This window comes from Pseudomonas sp. Larv2_ips (genome assembly GCF_963879675.1).
Classification (GTDB): Bacteria; Pseudomonadota; Gammaproteobacteria; order Pseudomonadales; family Pseudomonadaceae; genus Aquipseudomonas.
In genome coordinates this window covers 118,127-143,621 of record NZ_CAWOAW010000014.1, presented here as the reverse complement: position 1 = coordinate 143,621, position 25,495 = coordinate 118,127, and the positions used below count along the sequence as shown (strand labels likewise).

Genomic DNA, 25,495 nt, shown 5'->3' with positions numbered 1-25,495 from the left:
TGCCTGTCTCTCGGCAAGCGGCGGTCACCCGTGAGCGGTGCACGCTCAGCTCAAGGTGCCAGGAAGTCGAACACGATCTGCACCGTGCCGTAGTAGTCCCCGGCCACGTACCCGTCGACGGGCTTGATCGCGGCGATTTCCAACTCCGCGCGCCGCCCCACGCGCGCCTCGGCGGCGTTGACCACTTCGGTACTCTCCAGGGTCAGCGGCACCTTGTTGAACAGCACTTGCAGATCAATCCGCTGGCGACCGCTGAACAGATAGGGCTCGGCCCCCAGCCGCGCAGCCACTGCGCCGGTAAGGTTTTTAACATCAAAATTCTTGCGCAGGCGGCTCAGCTCAGCGGTCACCAGGTTCCAGGCGAGCACTTGATCATGCCCCATCCAATCGGGCTCGGAAGGCAGCACGTAGGCATCGTGCACAGGTATCGTCACCGACACATCAAACGCGTGACGGGACTCAATCGCCCAGGCCTGGGCGGCCACCAATACCAGCACTGCAAACAGCGCCAACCTTGTCAGTTGCTTGACCATCGTCATCACCCGTTGCTGTTGACTGTGACCGGTTTTTTGTTCTGCCCTTCAATCAGCTGAAAGCCGTAGGTGCGGTCGGTTTTTTTCTCGAACACCAGCTGGCGCCCCGGCAGGATGTGATGCTTGGTGGTTGGCAGGCAGTCGCTTTTTGCGGTGAGCGAACAGTCACGAAACTCATCCAGCACCACCACGCTGTTGCCGTTGTTACGCAGCTGGTATTGGTTGGCTGTCTGGTTGATCTGCGTATCGAAACGCGTGGCTTTGGGTCGCACGAAAAACACCGTGCCGTAACCCGCCATGACGTTGATTCCGGCCGCGAGGCTGTCCTTGTAGTCGGCCCGTTCTTCGTCGGTGATAGCGAAGTTATCGTCCTTCTCCGGCACTACGGGAATAAAGCGCACACGGAAATAACGCTCCTTGTCCCTTGCCCCCATGTACAACAGGCGCGTGCCCTGGCGCCCGTTGGCCGGAACGATCAGCCGCGCCGGGCTCGCCATCAGGCCGTCGCGTCGGGTGGCATTGCCATCGCCGTCGGTGAGCGATGCAACCGGCACCTCGCGATGGGTGCCATCGGCGTTGTAGACGATCTCCAGCACGTCGACGCGGATGAACGCCGTGCTCGTGCCGGTGTTGGACACGCGCTTGAGATAGGAACTGCGATCCTGCTCGAGGTAGTCATACACCACGCCGACGTTGATCGCCGGGGCCGCTTGGGCACCGAGGGCACAAAGGAACAACCCGATCCATAACACTGCCTGTTTCATGTTTGATTACGCCTCGATAATTGAACACGGCCCGCGCGATACCCACGGGCCGGGAATGCGGATGGCCGTCTAGACCTGCGAATCCCAGACCACGGTCACCACGCCCGAATAGGTACTCCCGGGCCGCTTGAGCATTTCGCTCATGTCGTCTCGCTGCACCTCGAAGTGCAGGGTGCCGGGCCGGTCGTTGATGTAATGCAACGGCTGAAACAGCTCACTGCCGACGCCATCCAGACGCAGCGCCAGTTTGTTCACCGTTTGTGCGTACTGATCGACCAGGCCGCTGGGCAAGGTCACCGCGACCTGCAGCGGCACTTCATCGCCCTCGGCATTGCGCAGCCCGCAGGTGTTGCCCATGACGATCGAGCATTCGAGCTGCATGTTGAAACGCGAACTGGTGGCGATGCGGAACGTCTGGTCACGGTACAAACGCGCCGGTGCCCGCCCCTGGTTAAGCCAGGCTTGCCAGCCGCCCTGGGGGATCAGCTCGACGCGGTTGCCACCGGGCGGGATATCGACCTTGAGCGCGTGCTCCACGGTCAGCTGGAAGTTGAAGGTGGCGACGGTGTCGCTGGTTTGCATCACATCGCCGATGTCGAAATCCCCACCTGGCCCGAAGGTGTAGGTGAGGCTGCCGGCGTAATCACCGGCCCTCATGGTGAGCGGGTTCGGGGTCCTGAGTTCGTAGGCGTATTCAAAATTGCTGTAGTACATCCAGGGTATGTCAGTGCCGGCCGTCACACTGCAGGCACCGGCATTCTCGGGGACGATCCAGAAAAACAACGCAAAGGACGGCGAGGCCGCCAGGTAATTCACGCCCTGGCAAGGCGCTGGCGCATGCTGCCAGTAGTACGACCACTGAGGCATGCTGGTCGTCGCCCAGCCACTGACTCCCGGTGGGTAGGTGACATCCCAGCGCGCGCCCACACCGGCTATACGCATCTGGACCGTCTCGGTTTCACCGGTGGCCTGGTGGGTGACCTGAAGGTCTCGCCAGGCCGAGGGCACTTTGAAATAAGCGCCTTTGCGCGGCTCGGCATAAGCCAGCACGGGCTCGCTTGACGCCGCCGAGAAGGGCCTGCGAATGGTGAAAATATTCATCGCCTTGCACCGCGCGGGAATATGCCCGGGGCAAATCCCGCTTTCCGGCGTGGTGTTCTCGAATTTGTTGACCATCGGGTTGCCCGGGTCGGGACGGAACACGGCGGTGATCTCTTCGACAAACGCCTGCGCTGGTGTGCTGAACAAACCCATGATCAGGGCCAGCGCACGGCACGGCCCCAAGGCGCTTCTGGTTGCAGCGACTGACTTCATACATTCTCCGGTTCAAAGGTGCGGGCAGTCATCAGCCGGCGGTTTCCACGCTGAAGTTGGCATCGGCCAGCGTGTCGGGGGTGCAACGCAGGTCGCCGATCATCAGCACGTCGTTTTCGTTCGGGGCGTTGGCCGGGTCGAGGCGGAACTGGCAGAGCAACTGGTTCTGGTAGCGCACTTGCAGGGTGGGCGAGCTGGCGCTCATTTCCATCGAGAAGAATCCGTCCACCTCGCTGACCCCACGGCTGGCGTGGTTGATCACGTGATGCCCCTTGAGCGGCCGACCCTGGGCATCGAGCAGACGCCCCAGCACCGACACGGTTTTCAGCACGGTGACCTTGCGGTAGTCCACCCCGCCCTTGTTCAAGTGATACGTAGTGCGCGCCGGTTGGATGTTGGCGGCGGGCGGATGATTGCCGTCGAAATCGAAGTTGACGCTGCTGCTTTTGTAGGCGGCCAGCGGCACAAAATTGCGACCGGGGCGCAATACCGCGCCACCGCCACTGACGTCATCGGCGCGCAGGGTGATGGCGTCGAGGTCTGTCTCGACATCGATGATCATGCCCGCGCCCGTGCCGTGGTACTGGCTGGTGAGCAGCGCCTTGTCGGCGCCGGCCACGAACGTGCTGTTGAGGTTCAGGCCGCCGGTGAATTTATTGTTGAACGAGCTGCGCTGCAGGAAGCCGTCGCCGCTGACCGTGTCGGTACTGAAGCTGGCCGTGCTCGACAGGCCAACGCCATAAGTGTCGGTGATGGCAGTGGCCGAGACGCTTTGCAGCAGGTGGTCGGTGAGGTCCTGGCGCAAGGTGATCGAGGCATTGTTGTCACGGCCGCCATCACGCGCCGTGCGAGTACCGACACTGCCTGAGACTTGGCGACCATCGGTGCCCAGCGCCAGGCTCAACGTCACGTCGATGCCACGGTTGCGCTGATCGTCAGTGCCGTTGGTGCCCGGTCGGTCGAACGCCGAGAAGCGCCAGTTGGCGTCGCTGCCCATCAAGGTACTGCGCCGGTTCCAGCCCAGGTCCAGGCCGGCGCCTTCGACATTGCCCTGGCTGTGGGACAGGCGCACATTCCAGGAGTTGAGCGCATCGACGCGGTGGTTGACCGACAACGCGGTGTTGCTGGTTTCGCCGACAAAGGTGTTGCGCCGCAACCGCGTGCCGTCGGGCAGCGTGTCGTAGGTGTCGCGGGTGTCGAGCCAGCTGCGGTTGTGGCTGAACACCAGGTTGGTGGTGCCCAGGGTGTAAAGCGCCTGCAGGTCCATCCCGGTGCCGTGTTCCTGAGTCTCATACACGTTGGCGTAAACGCTGGTGTTGTTGGCGACGGTCCAGTCCACCGAACCGCCGTATTGCAATTGCTCACGCACTTCACGTGCCGACAACCCAAGAATCACCCGAGGGTGCAACAGGTAGTTGACGGAGGCGCCGGTGGTGATGGCGCCGGAGGCCTGGTCGTCCCAGTTGCTGAATAATTTGGTTTCCCTGCCGGCAAACACGTTGTAGCGCCAGCGGTCGTCGGCATTGCGCCAGTTGCTCGGTTTGTACACCAGTTCCTGGGAAGTACTGACAGTCACGCCGTCTTCCACCAGGCGTACTTGCACCTCATAGATACCGCCGGGCAGTGGGCGGGTGTCGAGCGTCTGCAGGCCGGCCGCCACTGACTGGCTGTTGAGCAGCAGGCCATTGCGGTAGATCTCCACGGACGCCTGACGATTGGCCGTGACGTAGATCGGATAGACGCTGGCCTTGGCATTGTTGATCGCCAGCGTGTCGGAGCTGCCGTACATCACGCCCAGGGCCGTGTCGGGGCTGGCGCCAAAACTGCGCAGCTGTCGAGTCAGGCCATCGGAATTGGGCGTGAAATGGCCCAGGCGCAGAAAACGTCCTTCGAGCTCGCGCTGGGTATACAGCTCGTGGATCGCGTGGCGCAGGTGTTCTTCGTCGCCACTCTGGCGAGCCAGTTGCAGGTTGAACACCTGGCTCCAATTGCCCAGGCTGGCGCTCGCTTGCAAGCCGTAACGCCCGCCCAGGTCTTCGTCCTGGCCGCCATTGAGGTTCAGTTGATTGTTGACAATCAAGCCACGGCTGCCGCCTTCCGGCTGCGCGTAGTAGCGCGGGGCGTCGTCGGCGTGTTCGACGTTTTGCGTGATGATCGAAAGCTGCGAGCTCTCGAGGCTGTAGTGGGTAGACAGCATCTGCGCGGGGCACGCCTGGCTACATGCGCCCAGCGCCACACCTTTTTCAAGGATGGCCTGCCAGGTGTCGCGGGTCGCCAGTGGGACTTTGCTGTCGCCCACGTCGGTAAATTCGAGCAGGGTGACGCGGTCATCCCGGGACAACACGATTAACGCTTCGCCGAGCAACTGCTGGTCAAGGTCGACCCGCACGGCCAGCGGTACATCGAAGAAGTGATCACTGAACCCGGTGGGCAGGCCTTGGGCCTGAGCGATCAGACTGCCAGGGTTCTCAACACCGGAATTCGGCGCCGCCAGGGCACCCACACAAAAAAAAAGCGCAAGCGCCGCCGCGATGGGAGTCATCGGGAACATGAACACATACTCTGAATGCCAAATGACAAGAATGAAAATCAGGCCGGCGGCCCCTGAACAACCAGCCGGCCTGCTGACGCGATGCCCACGAGCACGAGGCTCAAGGGGCACTCATTGCCATCAAAGAGCTGGCAGCACCGCGTCAAATACCAGCGGCATGACACTGGTGTAGTTGCCACGCTGAGTCGCCGAAGGTTTGGCGGCGTCGATACGCAGTACGGCGCCCAGGCCCGGCGTGGCGTCAGCTTCGTTGACAACTTCCTGAGGCGTGCCACTGAGCACCACACCATTCAAGGTGGCGGTCAGTGGAATGTTTTGCGTGGCATCACCGTTGAACAGCACTGCCGGGCCGCCATCGATATAAGCGTGAATAGACCCGTTGGTGTTGCGCATGTCGTAGACCGCAGACAACGGCGCCAACTCGCCATTGGCCAGGTTATAGGCCATGGCCTCGTCACGGCCCCAGTTAGGGTCGCGCGGCTGCACATGGAACACGGTGGTCGGGATGCTCGCCTTGATATTGACAGTGTGATTGGCCTCACCGGCCGCGAACGCCATGGAGGACAGCGCCATGGCAGCCAAAGGGGCAGCGATTGCGAACTTCTTGAACATAGTCGACACCTGTTATTTGCATTGAGATATATCGCTGAACGTTGAACACCAGACACGGCACAACGTGCGAAGGGCATTACGCGCTTATCAGTGTTTGAAAAGCACCGTAATGATCACGCAATTCAAATAACCAGGATGCCCGCCATTTCTTATACGCCTGTGGCTTTAATTAATAATGTTTGAGGGAAAAAGATGGCACATTGCCAAAACTTTTAATTGATCCGTAAGAACAGGACTACACGTCTATATTCGCAACTTAACTGTGGAATAAAAGTCCGTCAGAACAGTACCACAACAGTCATGTTGTGGATAAACATCGACACTTAAAAAGTTGAGCATTAACTCTACCTGTCATTCACACCTCTGGCCGCTGTCTTGAAAAGACCAGACCGCTGGCCACCGACCGTTGGTCGCCTCAGTCTTTCGCCGATCAAAGATATATCTTACGTTGTATCTTAACCAAAGCGGAGAAAGCGAAAATGAGAGAGCATCCCCACCAACGCGACCACGGTGATGGCCGTGACGGTTTTGAAAAACGCCCCGGCCGCGAACGCGGTGGTCGTGGTCCACGCGTGTTTGCCCCTGGCGACCTGAAATTGCTGCTGCTGGCCTTGATCGGCGAACAGCCCTGCCACGGCTACGACCTTATCCGTCAGATCGAAGGCCTGTTCGACGGCGCTTACAGCCCCAGCCCCGGCGTGATCTACCCGACCCTGACCTTTCTTGAAGAAAGCGAATTGGTGACCGGCGATACCGAAGGTGGAAAAAAACGCTACACAATTACCGACGCTGGTCGTCTTTCCTTAAGTGAGCAGGCGATTGCCCTGGAAGGCGTGCGCATGCGCATCGACGTCAGCAAACGCTCGCTGCGCGGCCATGATCGCCCGCCCGAAATCCACGAGGCGGTGCACAACCTGCGCCATGCCTTGCAGCTGCACCACGGGCGCTGGAGCCCGGAAGAAATCGCGCGTGTCGCGGCGCTGCTCAACAGCACCGCTCAAGCCATTGTCGACGGCCCGGCCGTTCAACCAGTCCAGGGAAAAGCTCAATGAATACGCAAGCCATCCACCGCGTCACCCACGAGATCAAGCGCCGCCGCCTGGAAGTGCTGCGCGTGACCGACATCACCCCGCGCATGCGCCGCATCACTCTGGGTGGGCCCGAGCTGGCAGGTTTTATCAGCCTGGGCAGCGACGACCACATCAAGCTGCTGTTCCCGCAGAACGCCGCCGAACAGGCCGCGCTGGAAAGCCCGAACTTCAGCATCAAGGGCGAGGGCCCACAACCGGCCATGCGCGACTACACGCCACGGCGTTTCGACCTGAACACCGGTGAACTGGACATCGACTTCGTGCTGCACGGCGATGGCCCTGCCTCTACCTGGGCCGAGCAGGTGCAGGTTGGCCAACACCTGTACATCGGTGGGCCACGCGGTTCGATGATCGTGCCGGATATGTTCGACAGTTACCTGTTGATCGGCGATGAAACCGCCCTGCCCGCCATCGCACGGCGCCTGGAAGAATTACCGGCGGGCCGCAAGGTGCTGGCAGTGATTGAAATCGCCAATGCCGCAGAACAGCAAGTGCTGAACAGTGCCGCCGATGTGCACGTGATCTGGGTAATACGCGGCCAGGACGACCTGCTACAGACCGTTCGCACACTGACGCTGCCGAGCGGCTCGCTGTACAGCTTCGTGGCGACGGAAACCAAGCTGTCGCGCCAAGTGCGCCGCGTGCTGCTGGACACGCATCAGGTCAATGAAGCGTTTCTCAAGGCTGTGGGTTACTGGCGTGCAGACGGCAGCGAAGAAGAGTAAGCCGATCGAGGTCGAAACGGTGGGAGCGGACTTGCCCGCTCCCACCCTTAGGTTCGCGGCGGCTTTAAGCATTTATCCAGCCCCACCACTGCCAATGAAATCCCGATAAACCCCGCCAGAATCCCCCCGGCATTCACAAACACTTGTGGATAACCGAGCGTGTCCACATCAATGAACGGGTACTGATACTGCCCGAGCAAATGCCCGCGCAGCAGCACATAGCCGAAGTACACCAACGGGTAGATCACCCAGGCGCCGATGTGGTTGAAACGCAACGTGCCCTTGGGCACACACCGCCACCAATAAATCACAAACAGCACCGGCATGACGTCGTGCAGCAATTCATCGGCGACGAACTGAAAGCCTGTGGGGCTCCACAAATGCCGCAGCAGCAAGCTGTACGCCAGGCTCACCACGACGATGCTCGCAGCAATCGCGCTACTGACCCTGGGCGCCAGAAAAAACCGCTTGGTGGCTGAATCCCGACTGACCAGCGCATAGCTGAGCACCACCACCACCAACGTGTTGGTCAGCACCGTGAAGAAACTGAAAAAGTTGATCAACCCGCCCAGCAGGCTGGCGCCCGCGGTCCAGCGCGAATAGAAAATCAGGTATTGCTGAATCGCCAACCCTACCCAGCCGGCCAGTGCCGCAGCTGCGATGAAACGCTTCATGGGCTCAGTCCAGTGGGCGTTTGGTACGCATCAGCTTCACGTACAACCCTTCGACTTTCTCCCGCGCCCATGGGGTTTTGCGCAGGAACGTCAGGCTCGACTTGATGCTCGGATCGCTCTTGAAGCAGCGCACATCAATGCGTTCGGCCAGGCCTGCCCATTCGTAGTGTTCCACCAGGGTGGTGAGGACGTGTTGCAGGGTCACACCGTGGAGCGGGTCGTTGCTTGTCGCGGTCATGCCGGGCCTTTTGCACTAAGAGGAAACACAGCCGCGCACCTTAGCCGACGGGGCGTACAGGTGGAAGCACTGCATTGAATATAGACCCTGGAGAAAAGTTCCCCTTTTCAGCGAAAAAAGAGATGTTATATTGTAACGATAAATATCAAAAGTAACTGACCCGATACCGTTTCAGCCTTCTCTTTTTTGTGCCGTTTTGCCAAGGAATGTTCGATGTCCCTCTCTTCTCTCTGGCGCTTGACCCCACTTGCCGCCGCTGCGCTGATCTGCTCCGAAGCCCACGCCCTGGAACTGCAACCCCAAGTCATCACCGGCAATCCATTGGGCAGCGAACAGCTCGCTTCACCGACCACAGTGCTGGAAGGTGATGACCTGACCCTGCAACAAAAAGGCAGTCTCGGCGAAACCCTGAACAAGCAACCGGGCGTGTCCTCATCCTACTTCGGCCCGGGCGCCAGCCGGCCGATCATTCGGGGCCAGGATGGCGACCGCATTCGTATCCTGCGCAACGGCGTGGGCGCGCTGGATGCCTCTTCACTGTCCTACGACCACGCCGTGCCGCTGGACCCGGTCAACGTCGAGCGCATTGAAATCGTGCGCGGCCCGGCCGCCCTGCTGTACGGCGGCAGCGCCATTGGCGGCGTGGTCAATACCTTCGACAACCGCATCCCCACCGAAGCCATCGAAGGCATCCACGGTGCCGGTGAATTGCGCTACGGCGGCGCCGACACCACCCGCAGCAGCGCCGGCAAACTGGAGGCCGGCAACGGCTCCTTCGCCTTGCACCTGGACGCGAACGCGCGGGAATTCAACGACCTGAAAATCCCCGGTTTTGCGCGCAGCCGCCACGCCCCGGACACCGAAGATGGCCCCGGCAAAAATGGCCGCCTGGGCAACAGCGACGGGCGCCAGGACGGTGGCGCGGTGGGTGGTTCCTACACCTGGGACGACGGCTACGCCGGCCTGTCCTACAGCAACTACGATGCAAACTACGGCTCACCCGCCGAGCGGGACGTGCGCATCCGCATGAAGCAGGATCACTACGCCTTCGCCTCCGAAATCCGCAACCTGCAGGGCCCGTTCACCTCGGTGAAACTCGACGCGGGCTACACCGACTACGAACACCGCGAAATCGAAGGCGGCGAAACCGGCACGGTGTTCAAGAACAAGGGTTACGAGGCGCGCGTAGAAGCTCGCCATCAGCCAATTGGCCCATTCGATGGCGTGGTCGGCGCGCAAGTGACCCGCAACGAATTCTCGGCCCTGGGCGAAGAAGCCTTCGTGCCGCAGACCGACACCAACGCCGGCGCCCTGTTTATCCTCGAAGACATGCAGGCCACCGAGCGCCTCAAACTCAGCCTCGGCGCTCGCCTGGAACACACCAGCGTCGACCCGGACGCCAAGGGCAATGCGCGCTTCGCCAATGCGGATAAAACCAATGACTTCACCGCCGGCAGCCTGTCGTCCGGCGCCGTGTACAGGCTCACGCCGGTCTGGTCGCTGGCCGCGACCCTGGGCTACACCGAGCGCGCGCCGACCTTCTACGAGCTGGACGCCAACGGTGCCCACGTCGCCACCGGCACTTATGAGTTGGGCGATGCCAACCTGAAAAAAGAAAAAGCCGTGTCCAGCGACTTGGCGCTGCGTTTCGACAATGGCACCCACAAGGGCAGCTTCGGGGTGTTCTACAGCCGCTTCTCCAATTACATCGGGCTGCTGGGCACCGGACGCACGCTGAACGATGACGGCGAAGAGGACGCGGGCGGCATCCCTGAGTACAGGTACTCGGGCGTGCGTGCACGTTTCGCCGGTTTCGAAGCCCAGGATCACTGGAAACTCGGCGAAAGTGCCTACGGCAAGTTTGCGTTGGAGCTGTCAGGCGATTACACCCGCGCAACCAACCTGGACACCGGCGAAGCCTTGCCGCGTATCGCGCCGCTGCGCTTGAACAGCGGTTTGCTGTGGGAACTGGACCGCTGGCAGGCGCGGATCGACGTCGAACATGCGGCAGGCCAGGGGCGTGTGCCGAGTAACGAGAGCGGTACCGATGGCTACACCACCCTGGGCGCGAGCGCGGGTTATCACTTCAACGTCGGCGCCAGTCAGTGGCTGGCGTTCGTCAATGGCGAAAACCTGACCAACCAGACCGTGCGCTATGCCAGCTCGATCCTGCGCGATATCGCACCGGCGCCGGGGCGCAGTGTGCAATTTGGTGTGCGTACCACTTTCTGACGCCCCCTTTGGGATCGTTTTTTTGTAGCAAAAGTGCTTCCTGTGGCAAGCCCGCTCGCCACGACAAACCAGCACGCCACCCTCTCAATCCAACTTGGGAATTGGGGTTGCGCAGCCATTTTTGCAGCGACGTTCTGTCACTGTTACCAGAACTGAAATGATGCATCTCTCGATTTAGTCTTTCTCAATTCGAGAAGGCGCTTTATCCTTGCCGCAACAAACTGAAACGTTTCATGCCTGCGGTCGATCCCACCTTGCCGAACTTACCCCTCTTCAGAGACAGCGCTGTCTTATACCGACCTGCGCACGGGAATAAATCGCCCGCCTGTGGATAACCCTCTTATCCCCAGAAAAACCGAATTAACGCTGAACCAAGCCCGCGCCGAATCGTCATCTACAGTGAAGCACGGGGTTACATAATTCCAACGTCACGGAGAAACACACTATGAGCACTGATGGTGCTTCAAGCCCAAGCCGCCTGCTGCCCAGGCTGCTGGGGATCTTGCTGCTGATCATGGGGCTGGCCTTGCTGGCCGGCGGCGTCAAGCTGAGCATGCTCGGCGGGTCGCTGTACTACCTGCTGGCCGGTATTGGCATCGCCCTCACCGGCGTTTTGCTGCTGGCCACCCGCCGCGCTGCGCTGGGTCTGTACGCACTGGTGCTGTTCGCCAGCACCGTGTGGGCACTGTGGGAAGTCGGCCTGGATTGGTGGCAGTTGGTGCCGCGCCTGGCCCTGCTGTTCGCCTTGGGCATCGTCTTGCTGCTGCCGTGGTTTCGCCGTCCGTTGCTGCGCGGCCAGCCTGCGCCGCTGGGCACTGGCGCGCTGAGCGTGGCCGTGGTGCTGGCGGGCGCTGCCGCCCTGGCCAGCCAATTCACCAACCCGGGTGAAATGGTCAAGACCGGTCAGCTCGACCGCGACGCCGTGCCTGGCATGGCCAGCGCTGCACCGGCCCAGGCCGATGGCGACTGGAACTCCTACGGTCGTTCGGCCTTCGGTGATCGTTACTCGCCACTGGCGCAGATCACCCCGGAAAACGCCCACAAGCTGGTACCGGCGTGGACCTTCCGCACCGGCGACATCCCTGGCCCGGGCGATCCCGGTGAAACCACCGCAGAAAACACCCCGCTGAAAGTCAACGGCATGCTCTACGTGTGCACGCCGCACAGCCAGGTGATTGCCCTGGACCCGGACACCGGCAAGGAAATCTGGCGTTTCGACCCGAAGATCAGCACCGAAGGTGCCGCGAACTTCAAAGGTTGGGCGCACATGACCTGCCGTGGCGTGTCGTATCACGATGACGCCGTGTACGCTTCCGAGCAAAGCCCTACCGGCAGTGCCAGCACTGCTCCGGTCAGCGCCGTCTGCCCGAAACGCATTTTCGTACCGACTGCCGACACCCGTCTGATCGCCCTGGATGCCGACACCGGCAAAATGTGTGAAGACTTCGGTGACAAAGGCCAGGTCGACCTGCGTGCCAATATCGGCAGCTTCGCCCCAGGCGGTTACTACTCCACCTCGCCACCGGCCGTGACCAAGAACCTGGTCGTGATCGGCGGTCACGTGACCGACAACGTTTCCACCGACGAGCCTAGCGGCGTGATCCGCGCGTTCGACGTGCACACCGGCAAGCTGGTGTGGAACTGGGACAGCGGCAACCCGGACGATACCACCCCGTTGGCCGAGGGCAAGACCTACACCCGCAACTCGCCGAACATGTGGTCCATGTTCAGCGTCGATGAAAAACTCGGCATGCTCTACCTGCCGATGGGCAACCAGATGCCTGACCAATACGGCGGCGACCGTACCGAAGATTCGGAAAAATACAGCGCCGGCCTGACTGCTCTAGACATCGACAGCGGCCACGTGAAGTGGACCTTCCAGTTCACTCACCACGACCTGTGGGACATGGACGTGGGCGGCCAGCCTAGCCTGATCGACATCAAGACCGCACAGGGCGTCAAGCAGGCGGTAATGGCTTCGACCAAGCAAGGCAGCATCTACGTGCTGGACCGCACCAACGGTCAGCCTGTGGTACCGATCAACGAAATCCCTGTACCGCAAGGCGCAGTGGCCGGTGATCACACCTCCCCTACCCAACCGAAGTCCGACCTGAACTTCATGCCGCCGCCGTTGAAAGAACGCGACATGTGGGGCGTGACACCGTTTGACCAGATGCTGTGCCGGATCGATTTCAAATCCATGCGCTACGACGGCCCGTTCACCCCGCCATCGCTGCAAGGCTCGATCGTTTACCCAGGTAACTTCGGCGTGTTCGACTGGGGTGGCATTTCCGTCGACCCGGTTCGCCAGATTGCCTTCGTGAACCCAAGCTACATGGCGTTCAAATCGAAACTGATCCCGGCTGCCGACATTGCCAAGCAAGGTCCACGCGTCAGCGAAACCGAAGGTGTACAGCCGAACAAAGGCGCGCCGTACGGCGTGATCCTCGAAGCGCTGCTGTCGCCTCTGGGCCTGCCGTGCCAGGCTCCGGCGTGGGGTTATGTGGCGGCGGTCGACCTGACCAACCACCAGACCATCTGGATGCACAAGAACGGCACCGTGCGCGACAGCTCGCCGGTTCCAATCCCGCTAACCATGGGCGTGCCTAGCCTGGGCGGGACATTCACCACCGCCGGTGGCGTGTCCTTCCTCAGCGGCACCCTCGACCAGTACCTGCGTGCCTATGACGTTAAAAACGGCAAGCAGCTGTGGGAAGGCCGCCTGCCAGCAGGCGCGCAAACCACACCGATGACCTACACCGGCAAGGATGGCAAGCAGTACGTGCTGGTCATGGCTGGCGGTCACGGCTCGCTGGGCACCAAGCAGGGTGACTATGTGATGGCGTTCAAACTGCCGGACTAAGTGTTAACCGGCGGTAAAACAAAGGCGGCTACCTGATGGGTAGCCGCCTTTTTTTGTGCCCATGTTCACTCAATGTGGTAGCCGGCTTGGCTGCGATGGCGGTGCAACAGAAACAGATTTTTTGACTGCCACACCGCCATCGCGGGCAAGCCCGCTCCCACAGGGTTCAGGGGTGTTCAGGCGAGTGGGTTTACAGGGCAATCCGCTCTCGCCGCATCCACATCTCAAACGCCATGGCATTCAACGGCTTGCTGATCAGGTGACCCTGCGCCGTGTCGCACTTCCACTGCCTGAGCAGCTTCAGGCTGGGCTCGAACTCTACACCTTCGGCCACCACCTTGAGCCCCAGGTTGTGGCTCATTTCGATGGTCGAACGCACAATCACGCCGTCTCCGCTGGCGCTGTCGAGGTTGCGGATGAACGACTGGTCGATCTTCAATTCCTGCACCGGCAAACGCTGCAACTGCGCCAGGGATGAATAGCCGGTGCCGAAGTCGTCCACCGACAGGCTGATGCCACAGCTGCGCAATTGCTCCAGCACACTGAGCGCCTGTTGCGGGTTGTGCATGATCGCGCTCTCGGTGATCTCGAAGGTCAGTTGCTGCGCCGCGACGCCGTATTGCATCAGCAAGGCGGTGACGCGAATGGCCAGGTCGTCATCGGCCAGGTCGTCCACCGAAATGTTGACCGACAGTTGAATGTGCAAACCGCGCCCTGCCCACTCGGCGATCTGCCGGATCGCCTCCTCGATCACCCACAGCGTCATGCTGCGCATGCTGCCGGTGCGTTCGGCCAAGGGAATGAATTCGGCGGGCGACACCTGGCCCAGCGTCGGATGCTGCCAGCGCAGCAAGGCTTCCGCCTGGCGTACGTGGCCATGAATGAGGTCGAGTTTGGGCTGGTAGCACAGGAACAATTCGCCTTCGACGACCGCGCGGCGCAGGTCGCGGATCAGCGTGATCTGGCGCTGGTGCGCCAGGTCGCGGTCTTGCTGGTAGATCTGCAGATGCCCGGGCAGGCTCGCCGCATCATGCCGGGCGATGGCGGCGCGGCTGATCAATTCTTCAACCTGCTGGCCGTCGGCCGGGTAGGCGGCAATGCCGATGCTGACTTCATGCCGCACTTCGTCGTTGCCGATGCGCTGGGGCTCGGTGAGCAGCGCATACAGGCGGTCGGCGCGGGCGACCGCGCGGTCGATCTCGGTGTTTTCCAGCAACAGCAAAAACTCGCTGCCGGCGATACGCGCGGCGGTGTCACTGGCCAACAGGCACATGGACAGGCACCGGCTGGCCTCACGCAACATTTCTTCCACGCCCTGCGGCCCGAAGCCTTCGTTGATCACCCGGTAATTTTCAATCCCCAGGTACAGCAACACCACCGGGCGCTGTGCACTGATCGCACTGCCCAGGCGTTCCATGGCCAACGCGCGATTGGGCAGGCCGGTGAGCGGATCATGCAGGGCGTTATGGGCCAGCTGCCGCTCGCGCACGGCGATGCCGCTTTGCATTGCATTGAAGGCCTGGGCCAGCAAGCCGAATTCATCGTGACTGCGCACCCGCACCGGTGTTCGATAGTCACCCGCACCAATCCGCTCGGCCGCTTCCACCAGGGCGTTGAGCGGGCGTGACACGCGGCGCGCCAGCAACAACGCGGCGGCCAGCGACACCAACAATACCGCCAGGGCGATGCCGAGGAACTGCCGGTCCAGCGGCGCAAATGACTCAAGCGCATGGTCCAGCGGGCTTTGCAGCAACACGCGCACCTCATCGCCCTCGCCGGTGTTGGCCAGCGGCAGCACCTGGCTGAGCACGCGTTGCCCGTAGAACAGGTTGATCTGCGCATCGGGGTTGAGGTGCGCCTGGTGCAGCGTATCGATGATGGTGGCCTGGTAGGCCTCTGGCTGGGTGCTGAACAACTCGCCGACCTGGCCGTTCTGCACGCTGAGGAACGACACTTCAAGGTTGCTCATGGAACGCAGTTCGTTGGCGAACAGCTTGTCCATGGGAAAGCCCATCACCACGCGGGCGATGGGCTGCGGGTCGAGGACGACATCCTGCACAAGCAGATAGGGCTGGCCGTCCATCGCGACGATAAGCATCTGCAAGCCGCTGCGTCGCGCATGACGCAAGGCCTCGTCGTATGGGAATAGCTGGCCGTGTGTCAGCACCGGCAAGGTACTGACCATCACCTTGCCATCCAGGCCCAGCACAAACACTTCGCTGGAACGCAGGCCGGTGCCATGCCGTTGCAGTGCGGCCATCACCGTTTCGGGGTTGCCCTCGGCGACCGCCAGTTTGAAGGGGCCGTCGGCGGTGAGCCAATCCAGCCCGTATTGCAGACGACGCCCGCGCAGGTCGAGCAAACGTTCGAACACTTGGCTGCCGGTGCTGAGCTGAACCTGGGCCTGGTTCTCCACGGCGCGGGTGGTGGCGGCCTTGACCGCGAAGTAGGTCGCGGCCACGACCACCAGCAGCAATAGCGCCAACACCCCGGCAATGCGGGTCTGAAATGTGTGGCGCCACTTCATTGCCGTGGCCTCTGGCAGCACGCGCCTCTCTGTGCCGATCCGTCCCTTTGTCATACGCATTCCTGGCGGCTGCTGACCTGGCGTCAAAAAAACATCCGTTTTTAATGAATGGTTGGTTCAAGCAGATTAGCTGGGGGCTGGGATATGTACACCCAACAGGGACGGGGATGTGCCTGTCAGTTTATTGGCGGCAAACGCTTGGCTTGAAGGGCTGCAGGGGCATTGCCCCTGAGGGAATGACGGGGGCGTACTGATCACACCCGTGCGCGCATGAAGTCCCCCCACCGCCGCACCAGATAATTGTGCTCATCCATCACCGAGTTCCACACTGCAATGTGGCCCATGCGCTGCTCATAGGAGCCACCATCGCGCACCTCGCCGACGTCGATCAACGGCAAGCCATCACTGCCGAGCAGCTCCTCACGGGCGGGCTTGCCGGCATACCAGTAATCCCACTCGGCGCTGCTCAAATGATCGCGCGTGCGCGCCGGGTTACCGATGTAATAGCCCTGACGCGCCATCACCGCCCCCGGCCAGCCGGATAACCACCAATTGAGATAAGCATAAGCCGCATCCAGCACCGGCCCCTGGGCATGGCGCGACAACGACAACCCACCAAACCATCCGCGGTACCCTTCACGGGGCACCGCCAGCCGATACTTCACGCCTGCCCGGTGCAAGCGCATCAGGGTCGGCGACCACAGACTCTGGATATCAATGCTGGGGCTCAGCATCAACTGCGCGGCCTCTTCATCATCCGACCAGAACGCCGCAAAGTGCCCCTCCCTCTGCTTGCGCACCAGAATGTCAGCCAGTACATCGATCTCTTCGATGCTCATATTGCCGATGTCCCTGAACTGCGCCAGCCCTGCCCCCTGCACCGCCAATGCGGCATCCAGCGCGCCAATCGCGGCATCGCTTTGCAGCGCAGTGCGCGCGCTCCAGGCCGGGTCGAGCAGCCAGCCCCAGCTTTCATTGCCGTGGCTGAAGCCTTCGGGCAAACGCTCCGGGCGGTAGGCAAAACTGTCGGCGTTATGGGTCAATGGCAGCATGCTGATGCGCTCGGTGACGCTGCTGCCGAGGCTGCCGTCGTGCTGCACGAACAGGCGCTCGCTGGGTACGCTGCCGCTGCCCAACCGGTCATTGGCCGACAAGCGACCCCGTTTGGGCAAGTCATTGATCTCGTGCCACAAGGCGATGCGCCGTGTGTCGATAGGCTGGATCGCCCGCGCCGGCCAGACGAAATCAACGTTGTGAAACCATTGGTCGTAGAGGTCGTAGCTGTCGGGCTGCATCACGGCGATGCGCTGGGCCTGCGCCACGTCGTGCACCTGATAGACCAGGCGAATACCCAGCTCTTTTTCGGCGCGAACGCGCAAGCATTCCAGCAGGGTCACGGATGTACCGAGCACGCGTAATGTGATCATGCTGCGAAGCGCCGTGAGAACACCTCGAACGAGCGCCGCAACAGCGCCGGGTCGAGGCCGCGCAGGATAAACACCAGCCGCGACTGGCGGTCGGTGCCGGGCCACGCGGGCAAGTGCACCGGGGCGTGCAGGCAATGCTGCACGCCATGAATGACGATGGGAGCCGAGCTTGCGTTCACGTTGAGCAGTCCTTTGACGCGAAGGATTCGTTCGCCGTGGCATCTTAACAGCATCGACAACCAGACCCCGAAACCGACCCAGTCCAGCGGTTGGTCAAAGGTCAGGCAGCATACTTGCGCCGCGCCGTGGCGGGCCGTGGTGGTTTGATGCAGCTGCCAGCGGCTGACTTCAACGGCCGGTTCGGCGCTGCGCAAGCCTTCGCCAAGCAGCAACTGATCGCCGCTGTGAACCTCATGGGTGTCAAGAATCGGCGTCCCCGCGTTGAGTGCCCGCAAGTGCGCGCGCAGTGCTTCACAATCGCCGGCCAAATCGGTCTTGCTCAGCAGCAAACGGTCGGCCGCCGCAACCTGGGCCAGCCATTCCGGGTGCAGGCGCTCTTGCAACGTGGCGTGACTGGCATCGACCAGCGTGATCACCAAGCCGATGTGAAAACGCCCGCGCAGTTGCACATCGTTGTTCAGCGTGGCCAGGATCGGCGCCGGATCGGCCAGGCCGGTGGTCTCCAGGATCACCCGCTTGAACGCCGGAATTTCACCGCGCTCGCGCCGTTGCAACAGGCCGAGCAATGCATCTTTGAGCTCGCCGCGAATCGAACAGCACACGCAGCCGCTGGGCAGCAGCACGGTGTCCGGCGCAACTTCTTCCACCAGCAGATGATCGATGCCGACATCGCCAAATTCGTTGATCAGCAACGCGGTGTCACCCAGGCTTTCGCCCTGCAACAGGCGCTGGAGCAAGGTGGTCTTGCCGCTGCCGAGGAAACCGGTGATGACGTTGAGGGCAATGCTCATGATGACTCCAGGTGATCAAGCAAGCGGGGATCCAGCGGATCCAGCGGGCGGCCGAGCATGCCTTCAGCCGCTTGCCAGAGTTGATCCAGGCCACTGGCCAATGCCTGCTTGCCGGTGGCGCCCAACAACAGGTAAGACGCGCCCTGGAAATCTTCGACCTTGAGCCGGAACACCGCCAGCACCTGGTTGATCGCCGCAATCCGGCGCAGGCGTTCACGGCGTCTTGGCAATTCATCGCCCAAAGGATCGCTCCAGTGCAGGTCTTCGCCGAGTAATCCGCAGAGTCCGCACATGGTTACACCTCGCTCATGGCATGACATCGCCGGAGTTCGGGCCCAGCGTCTGGCCCACGAACAGGTTGCCGCCCGGCTCACTGGCCAGCAGCACGGCGGTGGGCGCCACCTCGTCGGCCAGGCCGAAACGGCCCAGGGGCAACTCGGCCGCCTTGGCCTGCTTCCAGGTGTCGCTGATCCCGCCCACCAATGGCGTTTCAATTGGGCCGGGCGCAATGGCGTTGACCAGCACATTGTCCTTGGCCACTTCCAGCGCCAGCGATTTGGTGAACCCGATCACGCCAGCCTTGGCCGCAGCGTAATGGGTCAGTTCAGCGCCGCCCTTGATGCCCAACTGCGAGGCGACATTGATGATCCGCCCCCAGCGTTGCGCCAGCATGTGCGGCAAGGCGCGCTGGCTGGCGATGAACACGCTGGTGAGGTCAACGCGCAGCATGTCGTTCCACATCTCGATGGAGAGGTCGACGCAACGGGCCTGGGTGAGCATGCCGGCATTGTTGACCAAAATATCGATGCCGCCGAAGTGCTCGACGCAGCGGTCGACACTGGCCTGGGCGCCTTCGACAGTGCCGACGTCGGCCAGGCACTCGAACACCTCGGCGCCGAGATTGCGGCAAGTGATGGCGGTTTCCGCAAGGCCGGCGGCGTTGCGGTCGGCCAGCAACAGCCGCGCGCCTTCGGCGGCGTAAGCACGGGCGATGGCGGCACCGATGCCGCTGCCGGCGCCGGTGATGACGGCGCGTCGATTATTCAGTTGAGGCATACAAAATCTCCTAAAACAAACACGGTCCCTGTGGGAGCTGGCTTGCCTGCGAAAGCGGTGGATCAGTCAGTACATGTGGGGCTGAAACTCCGCTATCGCAGGCAAGCCCGCTCCCACATTTTTTTGCACCGCGTGCGGTCAGTCAGGCCAGCGCACGGTCAAGCCACCGTCGATGACGATGCTCTGCCCGGTCAGATAACTCGATGCCTCACTGGTCAAAAACTGCACCAGCGAGGCCACCTCATCCGCCCGCCCTACGCGGCCCAATGGAATCGCGCGCGCCGCCTTCGCCAACCCTTCAGGCCCCAGCGAGTTCTTCGCATCCAACGACTGCGGCGTCTCGATCAACCCCGGAATCACCGCATTGCAACGGATACCCAATGGCGCCAACTCCACCGCCAGCGACCGGCACAACCCCGGCACGCCGGCCTTGGCCGCCGCGTAATGGCTGTGCTCCTGCCAGCCATACACGCCACCGGCAATCGACGAAATCGCTACCAGCGCGCCGCCCTCGCCCATATGTCGGGTGGCCGCGCGAAAGGTGCGCATCACGCCCGTCAGGTCGACGTTGAGCATCTCGTTCCACAACGCATCGGTCATCTCCAACAACGGTGCGCGACGCAGCAACCCGGCATTGGCCACCGCGTAATCCAGGCGGCCGAAATGCTGCACGGCCTGCGCGGCCAGTGCGTCTACCGAGGCGGTGTCGCCCACGTCCAGCGGTAGCATCAGGCACTCACCACCGGCTTCTTCCACCCGCGCTACGGTGGAGTGCGGGTCGTGCGGATCGGCCGGGTAATACCCGCCCACCACCGCCACGCCATTGCGCGCATAGGCCACGGCCAGGGCTTGGCCGATGCCGCTGGCGGCACCGGTAATCAGGGCAACTTTACGGCTCATCTCACACTCCTCACTGAACGGTTTCCGGGCGCACATGGCGCGCGCCAAACATCAGCGCACCGGACAAAAAGCACGGCAGCGCGCCGAACCACAGCGCGGCGGTCTGCCAGTCGCTGCCGGCGGACAACACCTGCGTGGCGCCGAAACCGGCCACCACCGCCCCAATCGGGCCCATGGCATGAATGATCGCGCCACCGGTGGCGCGGATGCTGGTGGGGAAACTCTCGCTGATAAAAAACAGCGCCGCCGAGTACGGCCCGATCAGGAAGAACAGGCCCAGGCTGTAGAGCCCCACCACCATTGCCATATTGCTTGGCCCAAACAGCATCCCGGCGAACGCCAGGCCGCCGAGCATCCAGCCCAGACCGATGACATTGCGACGGCCGATTTTGTCGCCCATCCAGCCATGACTCAGGTAACCGCAGTACCCCACCAGGTTCGACAGCACGAGGATGATCAGCGAGTTCTCGAACGAGATATGGTGCACGCTGACGATCACCGAAGTCCCCAGCACGCTGAACACCTGGATGGCCGCCCAGTTGAGCAACAGCGCGGCGCCGATCACCAGCGTGGCGCGGCGGGCCGGGCCACGGAAGGCGGCCTTGAGGCCGGCCTTGCTGTGTTCGTCATAGTCCACGCCGTAGGTCACGGCGACGTTCTGCGCCTCTTTCACGGCGCCACTTTTACGCAGCTCGCTGATGCGCTGGTGAACCTGGAACTGCGGGCTCTCCTTGAGCTTGCGCGCCATGATCGCAATCACGATGGCCGGGATGGCGGCAAAGATGAAGCAACCCTGCCAGCCGATGATCGGCAACAGCAGCGCGGTCAACCCGGCGGCGATCAACGCACCGACCGGCCAGCCGCCCTGCACCAGGCTGTAGATAAACCCGCGCCGTTTGGTCAGGCGCGGGTCTTCAGAGGCGCCATACAGCTCGCTCAAATACGTGGCGTTGACGGTTTCCTCGGCATAGCCCAGGCCGCCCAACGAGCGGATCAGAATCAGCGGCGACTTGCCCCACGCTCCGCCGATCGCGGTGAGTGCCGAGCACAGTGCGGAACCGGCCACAGTGAAAATAATGCCTTTGCGCCGTCCCAACTTATCGACGACGGGGCCAATGGCAAAGGCAACCACCGCTGTGCCCACCGCCACCCAGGTCGCGATTTCAGCTTGCTCCACCTCACCCCAGCCGAAATGCCGGCCGATCTCCGGCAACAAGGTGCCGAAGAGGATGAAGTCATACACCGCAAACACCCAGGCGAAAAACGCGATCCAGGTGGCGAAGCGCACTTCCTGGGACGTCAGTTGCCGGGGTTTCCAGCCAGTCAGGTCAAGCTTGTTGTAGATGGACATAAATCGCGCCTCGGGGGTGTGGGCTAAGGGTCAGGAACGCGGTTGGCGGCGGATAAAGTCGTCGGCGATTTCGTCGAAGGTGACGAAGCGCACGCCGGCATGGCTCTGGATGTGTTCGATCAAACGCTCGAGCATCAGCAGCACCTGCGGGCGACCGGACACGTCGGGGTGAATGGTCATGGTGAACACGGCGTGTTCGTGCTCGCGGTAGACCCAGTCGAACTGGTCGCGCCACATTTCTTCCAGGTGGCGCGGGTTGACGAAGCCGTGGCTGTTGGGGGCTTTCTTGATGAACATCATTGGCGGCAGGTCGTCGAGGTACCAGTTGGCCGGGATCTCCACCAGGTCGGTCTCTTCGCCGCGCACCAGCGGTTTCATCCAGGTGTCGGGGTGCTGGCTGTAGTCGATCTTGGTCCAGCTGTCGCCCTTGCGCACGTAGTAGGGGTGGAAGTCGTTGTGCATCAGGCTGTGGTCATACTTGATGCCTTTTTTCAGCAGCAGCTCGTTGGTGACCTTGCTGAATTCCCACCACGGCGCGACGTAGCCGGTGGGGCGTTTGCCGGTGACCTGAGTGATCAGCTCGATGGATTTATCCAGGACGACTTCTTCCTGCTCGGCCGTCATCGCGATCGGGTTTTCATGGCTGTAGCCATGCACGCCGATTTCGTGACCGGCGTCGGCCACCGCCTTCATCTGCTCGGGGAAGGTTTCCATCGAGTGGCCGGGAATAAACCAGGTGGTGCGCAGGCCATAGCGTTCGAACAATTTGAGCAAGCGCGGCGCGCCCACTTCACCGGCGAACAGGCCGCGCGAGATGTCGTCCGGCGAGTCTTCACCGCCGTAGGAACCGAGCCAGCCGGCGACGGCGTCAACGTCGACGCCAAATGCGCAGAGAATGTCTTTAGCCATGATGTGTCTCCTTAAATAGTCATTACGGATTCGACGGACAACGCCACGCGCAACAGGCGTGCGTCTTCTCCCGACGGGGCACTGAGCAGCAGCCCGGTGGGCAGGCCCAGGGCATCGCGGCCGCTGGGCAGGCTCACGCCAGGCATGTCGAGCAGACTGCCGGGCATGGTCAGGCGCAGGGTGGCGAGGTTGGTTTTCACGAACAGCTCGTCGTCGGCTTCCAGCGGGGCCAACGGGGGGGCGACATGGGCAACGGTCGGGGTAATCAGCACGGCGCCGTCGAGCTCGTCGACCAGTTGGTACTGCAGGCGACGGCGTGCGTCGATCAGGTGCAGCAACTGACTGGCGGGCAGTGAACGCGCGGCTTCGAGGCGGCGGCGTACGCGCGGGTCGAGCAGGTCGGCGTCGCGGCTGTCGAGCAAGGCCTCGTGCAGCGCGAAGGCTTCGAATGAGCCGAGCCAGCCGTCCTGCTTGATCAGGTTGAGCGTGGCCTGGAAGGTGGCAGACGGGCGCACCTCGATCAGCGCGCCAGCGGCCTTGATGAGGTCCACGGCGCGCAGCAGGTTATTGCGCACGGCCGGTTCGATGTCTTCCAGCGCGCCTTGCTCCAGCACAAAGCGTTGCCCCTTGAGGCTGCGGGCAACATGGGTTTGCGCGTGGCCATTGAGCAGGTCGTCGATCACCAGTGCATCGCGCACGCTGCGGGTCAGCGGGCCGAGGCTGTCGAGGGTGTGCGCCAGCGGGAATACCCCGTCGCGGCTGTAGCGTCGGCTGCTGCTGCGGTAGCCCACCACGCCGTTGAGCGCGGCCGGAATGCGGATCGAGCCGGCGGTGTCGGTGCCCATGGCGATCGGCACAATGCCGCCGGCCACGGCGACGGCCGAGCCGGATGACGAGCCACCGGGAATACGCGGTTGATCGCTGCCGTTCGGGTTATACGGCGTGCCGAAATGCGGGTTCAGGCCCAAGCCGGAATAAGCCAGTTCGCTGAGGTTGGTCTTGCCGAGACTGACCATCCCGGCGCGGCACAACAGGCCCACACTCGGCGCATCGAGCAACGCCGCTGGCGCCTCGCGACGGTAAGCGGCGCCGGCGGTCGTGATGCTGCCGGCGACATCAAACAGGTCCTTCCAGGCCAGCGGCACGCCATCGAACACGCTCAACGGTTGCCCGGCACGCCAACGGGCGGCGGCGGCCTCAGCTTCGCGACGGGCGCGCTCGGCGGTCAGGGAAATAAACACTGTGGGCGCCATGCTCGCGTGCAGCAGCGCCTGCTCGAGGACTTGCACCGGGTCGCTGCGACCGCTGGCGAACGCTTCGGCCATTGATGTGGCGTCTGACATCAAGCTGCACCTCACAAAACGTACATATTAATAAAATGTACGTTTTACAAAGGCAGCTTTCGTGCCAGTCTTTGCTGCCGGCATTTGTGCACAAGCGAGTTTCTGGCCTTTAGCTACGGGCTAGATGGTTTTGTAGGAAACAAAAAGGGTGGCAAAGTCGTGGGCACAGGCCTTGAATGGAATAATGTATCTTTTATTAATAAGTACATTTTGGTGCAGAAAAGTAACAGGGTTACGGCCAAGGCCCCAAAAAAGTGCCAGCACCGTGGCGCAGAGTGACAGGGGTAACTATGAGAGAATCCCCGGCCACTTTCCTACAAGCCCTTCAACTCTTTACCTAGAGAAGCAGATGAAAGCAGTGTCCGCCTCGGCCTCCCGTTACGCGATGATTCACACGCTGTTGCGGGATGCGATCGTCAACGGCACCGCCCGCCACGGGCTGGTCTTGCTGGAAGCGCCGCTGGCCGAGTTGTTCGGCACCAGCCGCGTACCGGTGCGCAAGGCGCTGGACCTGCTGCACGACGAAGGCCTGATCTGCCGCTTCAATGGCCGCGGCTACCTGATCAACCCCGAAGGTCTGGCCATGGAGCCGCTGCGCCTGCCCTTGAGCCATGCGCACCTGGGCCTCAACGGCGATGACGAGTTGGTAGACACCCGGCCGCTCGGCGAACGGATCGTCGAGGAAATCGGCGCGGCGTTGTCCACCTGCATTGCCTTCGGTCATTACCGCCTGGATGAGCAAGCCGCCGCCGACCATTACGGCGTCAGCCGCGCCGTGGTGCGTGAAGCACTGATGCGCTTGCGCGACCGTGGCCTGGTGGAAAAAGAACCCTACTCCCAATGGCTGGCGGGGCCGCTGACCGCGCGCGAGGTCACCGAGGACTACGAACTGCGGGCCTGCCTGGAACCCGAAGCCCTGCGCCAGAGCGCGCCGAACCTCGACCGAGACATGCTTGAAGCCATGTTGCAGCGCGTGCTGGATGCTCAGCAAAGCCCGCAGTGCAGCCTGCAAGCCATTGAGCAGATCGAAGAGGACTTGCACCAGCGCTGCCTCGCCGGCCTGCAAAACCGCAAGATCGCCGCGCTGATTCGCCAGGGCCAGAGCCCGATGATCATCAGCCGGATTTTCTACCGGTTACTGGGGATCGGCGCGGATCCCGCCATGCTCTCCGAGCACCGCTTGATTCTGGAGCTGCTGCTGCACGGCGCATATGACGCGGCGGCGCTGAATCTGCGTGAGCATTTGCAGCGGGCACGCCAGCGCATGCTGCAACGCTTGAAGGTGTTGTCGGTGCTGCCGGAACAGCCATTGCCGGCTTATCTGCACAAAATCAGCTGACGGCGCTCGGTACACAAGGTGGGAGCTGGCTTGCCTGCGCCCACAGGGAAGGCGGTGTTTCGTAAATATCATGCA

General features: G+C 62.1%; 21 protein-coding genes. 5 read left to right on the top strand and 16 right to left on the bottom strand.

Going from position 1 to position 25,495, the window contains the following annotated elements:
• Nucleotides 1-50 precede the first annotated feature (50 nt).
• The 5 genes from AACV02_RS07070 to AACV02_RS07050 form a co-directional block, all read right to left on the bottom strand.
• Nucleotides 51-533 carry a CS1 type fimbrial major subunit gene (locus AACV02_RS07070; RefSeq protein WP_119740765.1) on the bottom strand — a complete coding sequence of 161 codons (483 nt, stop codon included), beginning with the start codon at nt 531-533 and terminating at the stop codon, nt 51-53.
• Between the two features lie 5 nt (nt 534-538).
• Nucleotides 539-1,297 carry a molecular chaperone gene (locus AACV02_RS07065; protein WP_119738574.1) on the bottom strand — a complete coding sequence of 253 codons (759 nt, stop codon included), beginning with the start codon at nt 1,295-1,297 and terminating at the stop codon, nt 539-541.
• A 69-nt stretch (nt 1,298-1,366) separates the two neighbouring features.
• Nucleotides 1,367-2,611 (bottom strand): hypothetical protein, encoded by a 1,245-nt coding sequence (locus tag AACV02_RS07060; protein ID WP_119738572.1) that lies wholly within the window; start codon nt 2,609-2,611, stop codon nt 1,367-1,369.
• 31 nt (nt 2,612-2,642) lie between these two features.
• Nucleotides 2,643-5,162, bottom strand: a complete 2,520-nt coding sequence (locus AACV02_RS07055) for a TcfC E-set like domain-containing protein (protein WP_119738569.1) — start codon at nt 5,160-5,162, stop codon at nt 2,643-2,645.
• Between the two features lie 120 nt (nt 5,163-5,282).
• Nucleotides 5,283-5,774, bottom strand: a complete 492-nt coding sequence (locus tag AACV02_RS07050) for a CS1 type fimbrial major subunit (protein WP_119738567.1) — start codon at nt 5,772-5,774, stop codon at nt 5,283-5,285.
• A 479-nt stretch (nt 5,775-6,253) separates the two neighbouring features.
• On the opposite strand from AACV02_RS07050, the gene AACV02_RS07045 reads away from it, so the two are divergent.
• Nucleotides 6,254-6,826, top strand: coding sequence for a PadR family transcriptional regulator (locus AACV02_RS07045; RefSeq protein ID WP_106579441.1), 573 nt, complete (start codon nt 6,254-6,256; stop codon nt 6,824-6,826).
• Nucleotides 6,823-7,590, top strand: coding sequence for a siderophore-interacting protein (locus tag AACV02_RS07040; protein WP_119738565.1), 768 nt, complete (start codon nt 6,823-6,825; stop codon nt 7,588-7,590). Before AACV02_RS07045 ends, AACV02_RS07040 begins: the two co-directional genes overlap by 4 nt.
• A gap of 47 nt (nt 7,591-7,637) precedes the next feature.
• On the opposite strand, the gene AACV02_RS07035 is transcribed toward AACV02_RS07040, so the two are convergent.
• Both AACV02_RS07035 and AACV02_RS07030 read right to left on the bottom strand, forming a co-directional pair.
• A complete protein-coding gene (locus AACV02_RS07035) occupies nt 7,638-8,264 on the bottom strand; it encodes a Pr6Pr family membrane protein (protein WP_119738564.1) in 627 nt (208 codons plus the stop codon).
• Nucleotides 8,265-8,268: 4 nt separating this feature from the next.
• Nucleotides 8,269-8,502 (bottom strand): VF530 family protein, encoded by a 234-nt coding sequence (locus AACV02_RS07030; RefSeq protein ID WP_048720273.1) that lies wholly within the window; start codon nt 8,500-8,502, stop codon nt 8,269-8,271.
• Nucleotides 8,503-8,715: 213 nt separating this feature from the next.
• On the opposite strand from AACV02_RS07030, the gene AACV02_RS07025 reads away from it, so the two are divergent.
• Nucleotides 8,716-10,734, top strand: coding sequence for a TonB-dependent receptor (locus tag AACV02_RS07025; protein WP_119738562.1), 2,019 nt, complete (start codon nt 8,716-8,718; stop codon nt 10,732-10,734).
• A gap of 445 nt (nt 10,735-11,179) precedes the next feature.
• Nucleotides 11,180-13,597, top strand: a complete 2,418-nt coding sequence (locus AACV02_RS07020; protein WP_106579445.1) for a glucose/quinate/shikimate family membrane-bound PQQ-dependent dehydrogenase — start codon at nt 11,180-11,182, stop codon at nt 13,595-13,597.
• Nucleotides 13,598-13,787: 190 nt separating this feature from the next.
• Here AACV02_RS07020 and AACV02_RS07015 read toward each other — a convergent pair whose 3' ends face one another.
• From AACV02_RS07015 to AACV02_RS06975, 9 genes are all read right to left on the bottom strand, one after another.
• On the bottom strand, nt 13,788-16,124 hold the full coding sequence (locus tag AACV02_RS07015; protein WP_119738559.1) for a putative bifunctional diguanylate cyclase/phosphodiesterase: 2,337 nt from the start codon (nt 16,122-16,124) through the stop codon (nt 13,788-13,790).
• A 254-nt stretch (nt 16,125-16,378) separates the two neighbouring features.
• Complete coding sequence (locus AACV02_RS07010; protein ID WP_119738557.1) at nt 16,379-17,551, bottom strand: ABC transporter substrate-binding protein; 1,173 nt, start codon at nt 17,549-17,551, stop codon at nt 16,379-16,381.
• Nucleotides 17,548-18,522: a CobW family GTP-binding protein gene (locus AACV02_RS07005; RefSeq protein WP_119738555.1), complete on the bottom strand. Its 975-nt coding sequence runs from the start codon at nt 18,520-18,522 to the stop codon at nt 17,548-17,550. The genes AACV02_RS07010 and AACV02_RS07005 overlap by 4 nt, the downstream gene beginning before the upstream one ends.
• Entirely contained in the window at nt 18,519-18,815 is a 297-nt protein-coding gene (locus AACV02_RS07000; RefSeq protein WP_106579449.1) for a hypothetical protein, read from the bottom strand. The genes AACV02_RS07005 and AACV02_RS07000 overlap by 4 nt, the downstream gene beginning before the upstream one ends.
• 13 nt (nt 18,816-18,828) lie before the next feature.
• On the bottom strand, nt 18,829-19,578 hold the full coding sequence (locus tag AACV02_RS06995) for an SDR family NAD(P)-dependent oxidoreductase (RefSeq protein WP_119738553.1): 750 nt from the start codon (nt 19,576-19,578) through the stop codon (nt 18,829-18,831).
• A 138-nt stretch (nt 19,579-19,716) separates the two neighbouring features.
• The gene (locus AACV02_RS06990; protein ID WP_106579451.1) at nt 19,717-20,478 is read right to left on the bottom strand and encodes an SDR family NAD(P)-dependent oxidoreductase; all 762 of its coding nucleotides are present in this window, start codon (nt 20,476-20,478) and stop codon (nt 19,717-19,719) included.
• Nucleotides 20,479-20,488: 10 nt separating this feature from the next.
• Nucleotides 20,489-21,829, bottom strand: a complete 1,341-nt coding sequence (locus tag AACV02_RS06985) for an MFS transporter (RefSeq protein WP_119738551.1) — start codon at nt 21,827-21,829, stop codon at nt 20,489-20,491.
• A gap of 30 nt (nt 21,830-21,859) precedes the next feature.
• Entirely contained in the window at nt 21,860-22,738 is an 879-nt protein-coding gene (locus AACV02_RS06980; RefSeq protein WP_119738549.1) for a polysaccharide deacetylase family protein, read from the bottom strand.
• A gap of 11 nt (nt 22,739-22,749) precedes the next feature.
• Entirely contained in the window at nt 22,750-24,081 is a 1,332-nt protein-coding gene (locus tag AACV02_RS06975) for an amidase (protein ID WP_119738546.1), read from the bottom strand.
• A 349-nt stretch (nt 24,082-24,430) separates the two neighbouring features.
• Here AACV02_RS06975 and AACV02_RS06970 point away from each other — a divergent pair, with 349 nt between their 5' ends.
• The gene (locus AACV02_RS06970) at nt 24,431-25,420 is read left to right on the top strand and encodes a GntR family transcriptional regulator (RefSeq protein ID WP_119738544.1); all 990 of its coding nucleotides are present in this window, start codon (nt 24,431-24,433) and stop codon (nt 25,418-25,420) included.
• Nucleotides 25,421-25,495 lie beyond the last annotated feature (75 nt).

What these genes read in the sequence shown, in the direction of transcription:
- AACV02_RS06990 (WP_106579451.1), bottom strand. Translation starts at nt 20,478, where the DNA reads ATGAGCCGTAAAGTTGCCCTGATTACCGGTGCCGCCAGCGGCATCGGC.
- AACV02_RS07050 (WP_119738567.1), bottom strand. Translation starts at nt 5,774, where the DNA reads ATGTTCAAGAAGTTCGCAATCGCTGCCCCTTTGGCTGCCATGGCGCTG.
- AACV02_RS07000 (WP_106579449.1), bottom strand. Translation starts at nt 18,815, where the DNA reads ATGTGCGGACTCTGCGGATTACTCGGCGAAGACCTGCACTGGAGCGAT.
- AACV02_RS06975 (WP_119738546.1), bottom strand. Translation starts at nt 24,081, where the DNA reads ATGTCAGACGCCACATCAATGGCCGAAGCGTTCGCCAGCGGTCGCAGC.
- AACV02_RS06970 (WP_119738544.1), top strand. Translation starts at nt 24,431, where the DNA reads ATGAAAGCAGTGTCCGCCTCGGCCTCCCGTTACGCGATGATTCACACG.
- AACV02_RS07035 (WP_119738564.1), bottom strand. Translation starts at nt 8,264, where the DNA reads ATGAAGCGTTTCATCGCAGCTGCGGCACTGGCCGGCTGGGTAGGGTTG.
- AACV02_RS07025 (WP_119738562.1), top strand. Translation starts at nt 8,716, where the DNA reads ATGTCCCTCTCTTCTCTCTGGCGCTTGACCCCACTTGCCGCCGCTGCG.
- AACV02_RS06985 (WP_119738551.1), bottom strand. Translation starts at nt 21,829, where the DNA reads ATGTCCATCTACAACAAGCTTGACCTGACTGGCTGGAAACCCCGGCAA.
- AACV02_RS06980 (WP_119738549.1), bottom strand. Translation starts at nt 22,738, where the DNA reads ATGGCTAAAGACATTCTCTGCGCATTTGGCGTCGACGTTGACGCCGTC.
- AACV02_RS06995 (WP_119738553.1), bottom strand. Translation starts at nt 19,578, where the DNA reads ATGCCTCAACTGAATAATCGACGCGCCGTCATCACCGGCGCCGGCAGC.
- AACV02_RS07030 (WP_048720273.1), bottom strand. Translation starts at nt 8,502, where the DNA reads ATGACCGCGACAAGCAACGACCCGCTCCACGGTGTGACCCTGCAACAC.
- AACV02_RS07060 (WP_119738572.1), bottom strand. Translation starts at nt 2,611, where the DNA reads ATGAAGTCAGTCGCTGCAACCAGAAGCGCCTTGGGGCCGTGCCGTGCG.
- AACV02_RS07070 (WP_119740765.1), bottom strand. Translation starts at nt 533, where the DNA reads ATGGTCAAGCAACTGACAAGGTTGGCGCTGTTTGCAGTGCTGGTATTG.
- AACV02_RS07055 (WP_119738569.1), bottom strand. Translation starts at nt 5,162, where the DNA reads ATGTTCCCGATGACTCCCATCGCGGCGGCGCTTGCGCTTTTTTTTTGT.
- AACV02_RS07015 (WP_119738559.1), bottom strand. Translation starts at nt 16,124, where the DNA reads ATGAAGTGGCGCCACACATTTCAGACCCGCATTGCCGGGGTGTTGGCG.
- AACV02_RS07040 (WP_119738565.1), top strand. Translation starts at nt 6,823, where the DNA reads ATGAATACGCAAGCCATCCACCGCGTCACCCACGAGATCAAGCGCCGC.
- AACV02_RS07020 (WP_106579445.1), top strand. Translation starts at nt 11,180, where the DNA reads ATGAGCACTGATGGTGCTTCAAGCCCAAGCCGCCTGCTGCCCAGGCTG.
- AACV02_RS07010 (WP_119738557.1), bottom strand. Translation starts at nt 17,551, where the DNA reads ATGATCACATTACGCGTGCTCGGTACATCCGTGACCCTGCTGGAATGC.
- AACV02_RS07065 (WP_119738574.1), bottom strand. Translation starts at nt 1,297, where the DNA reads ATGAAACAGGCAGTGTTATGGATCGGGTTGTTCCTTTGTGCCCTCGGT.
- AACV02_RS07045 (WP_106579441.1), top strand. Translation starts at nt 6,254, where the DNA reads ATGAGAGAGCATCCCCACCAACGCGACCACGGTGATGGCCGTGACGGT.
- AACV02_RS07005 (WP_119738555.1), bottom strand. Translation starts at nt 18,522, where the DNA reads ATGAGCATTGCCCTCAACGTCATCACCGGTTTCCTCGGCAGCGGCAAG.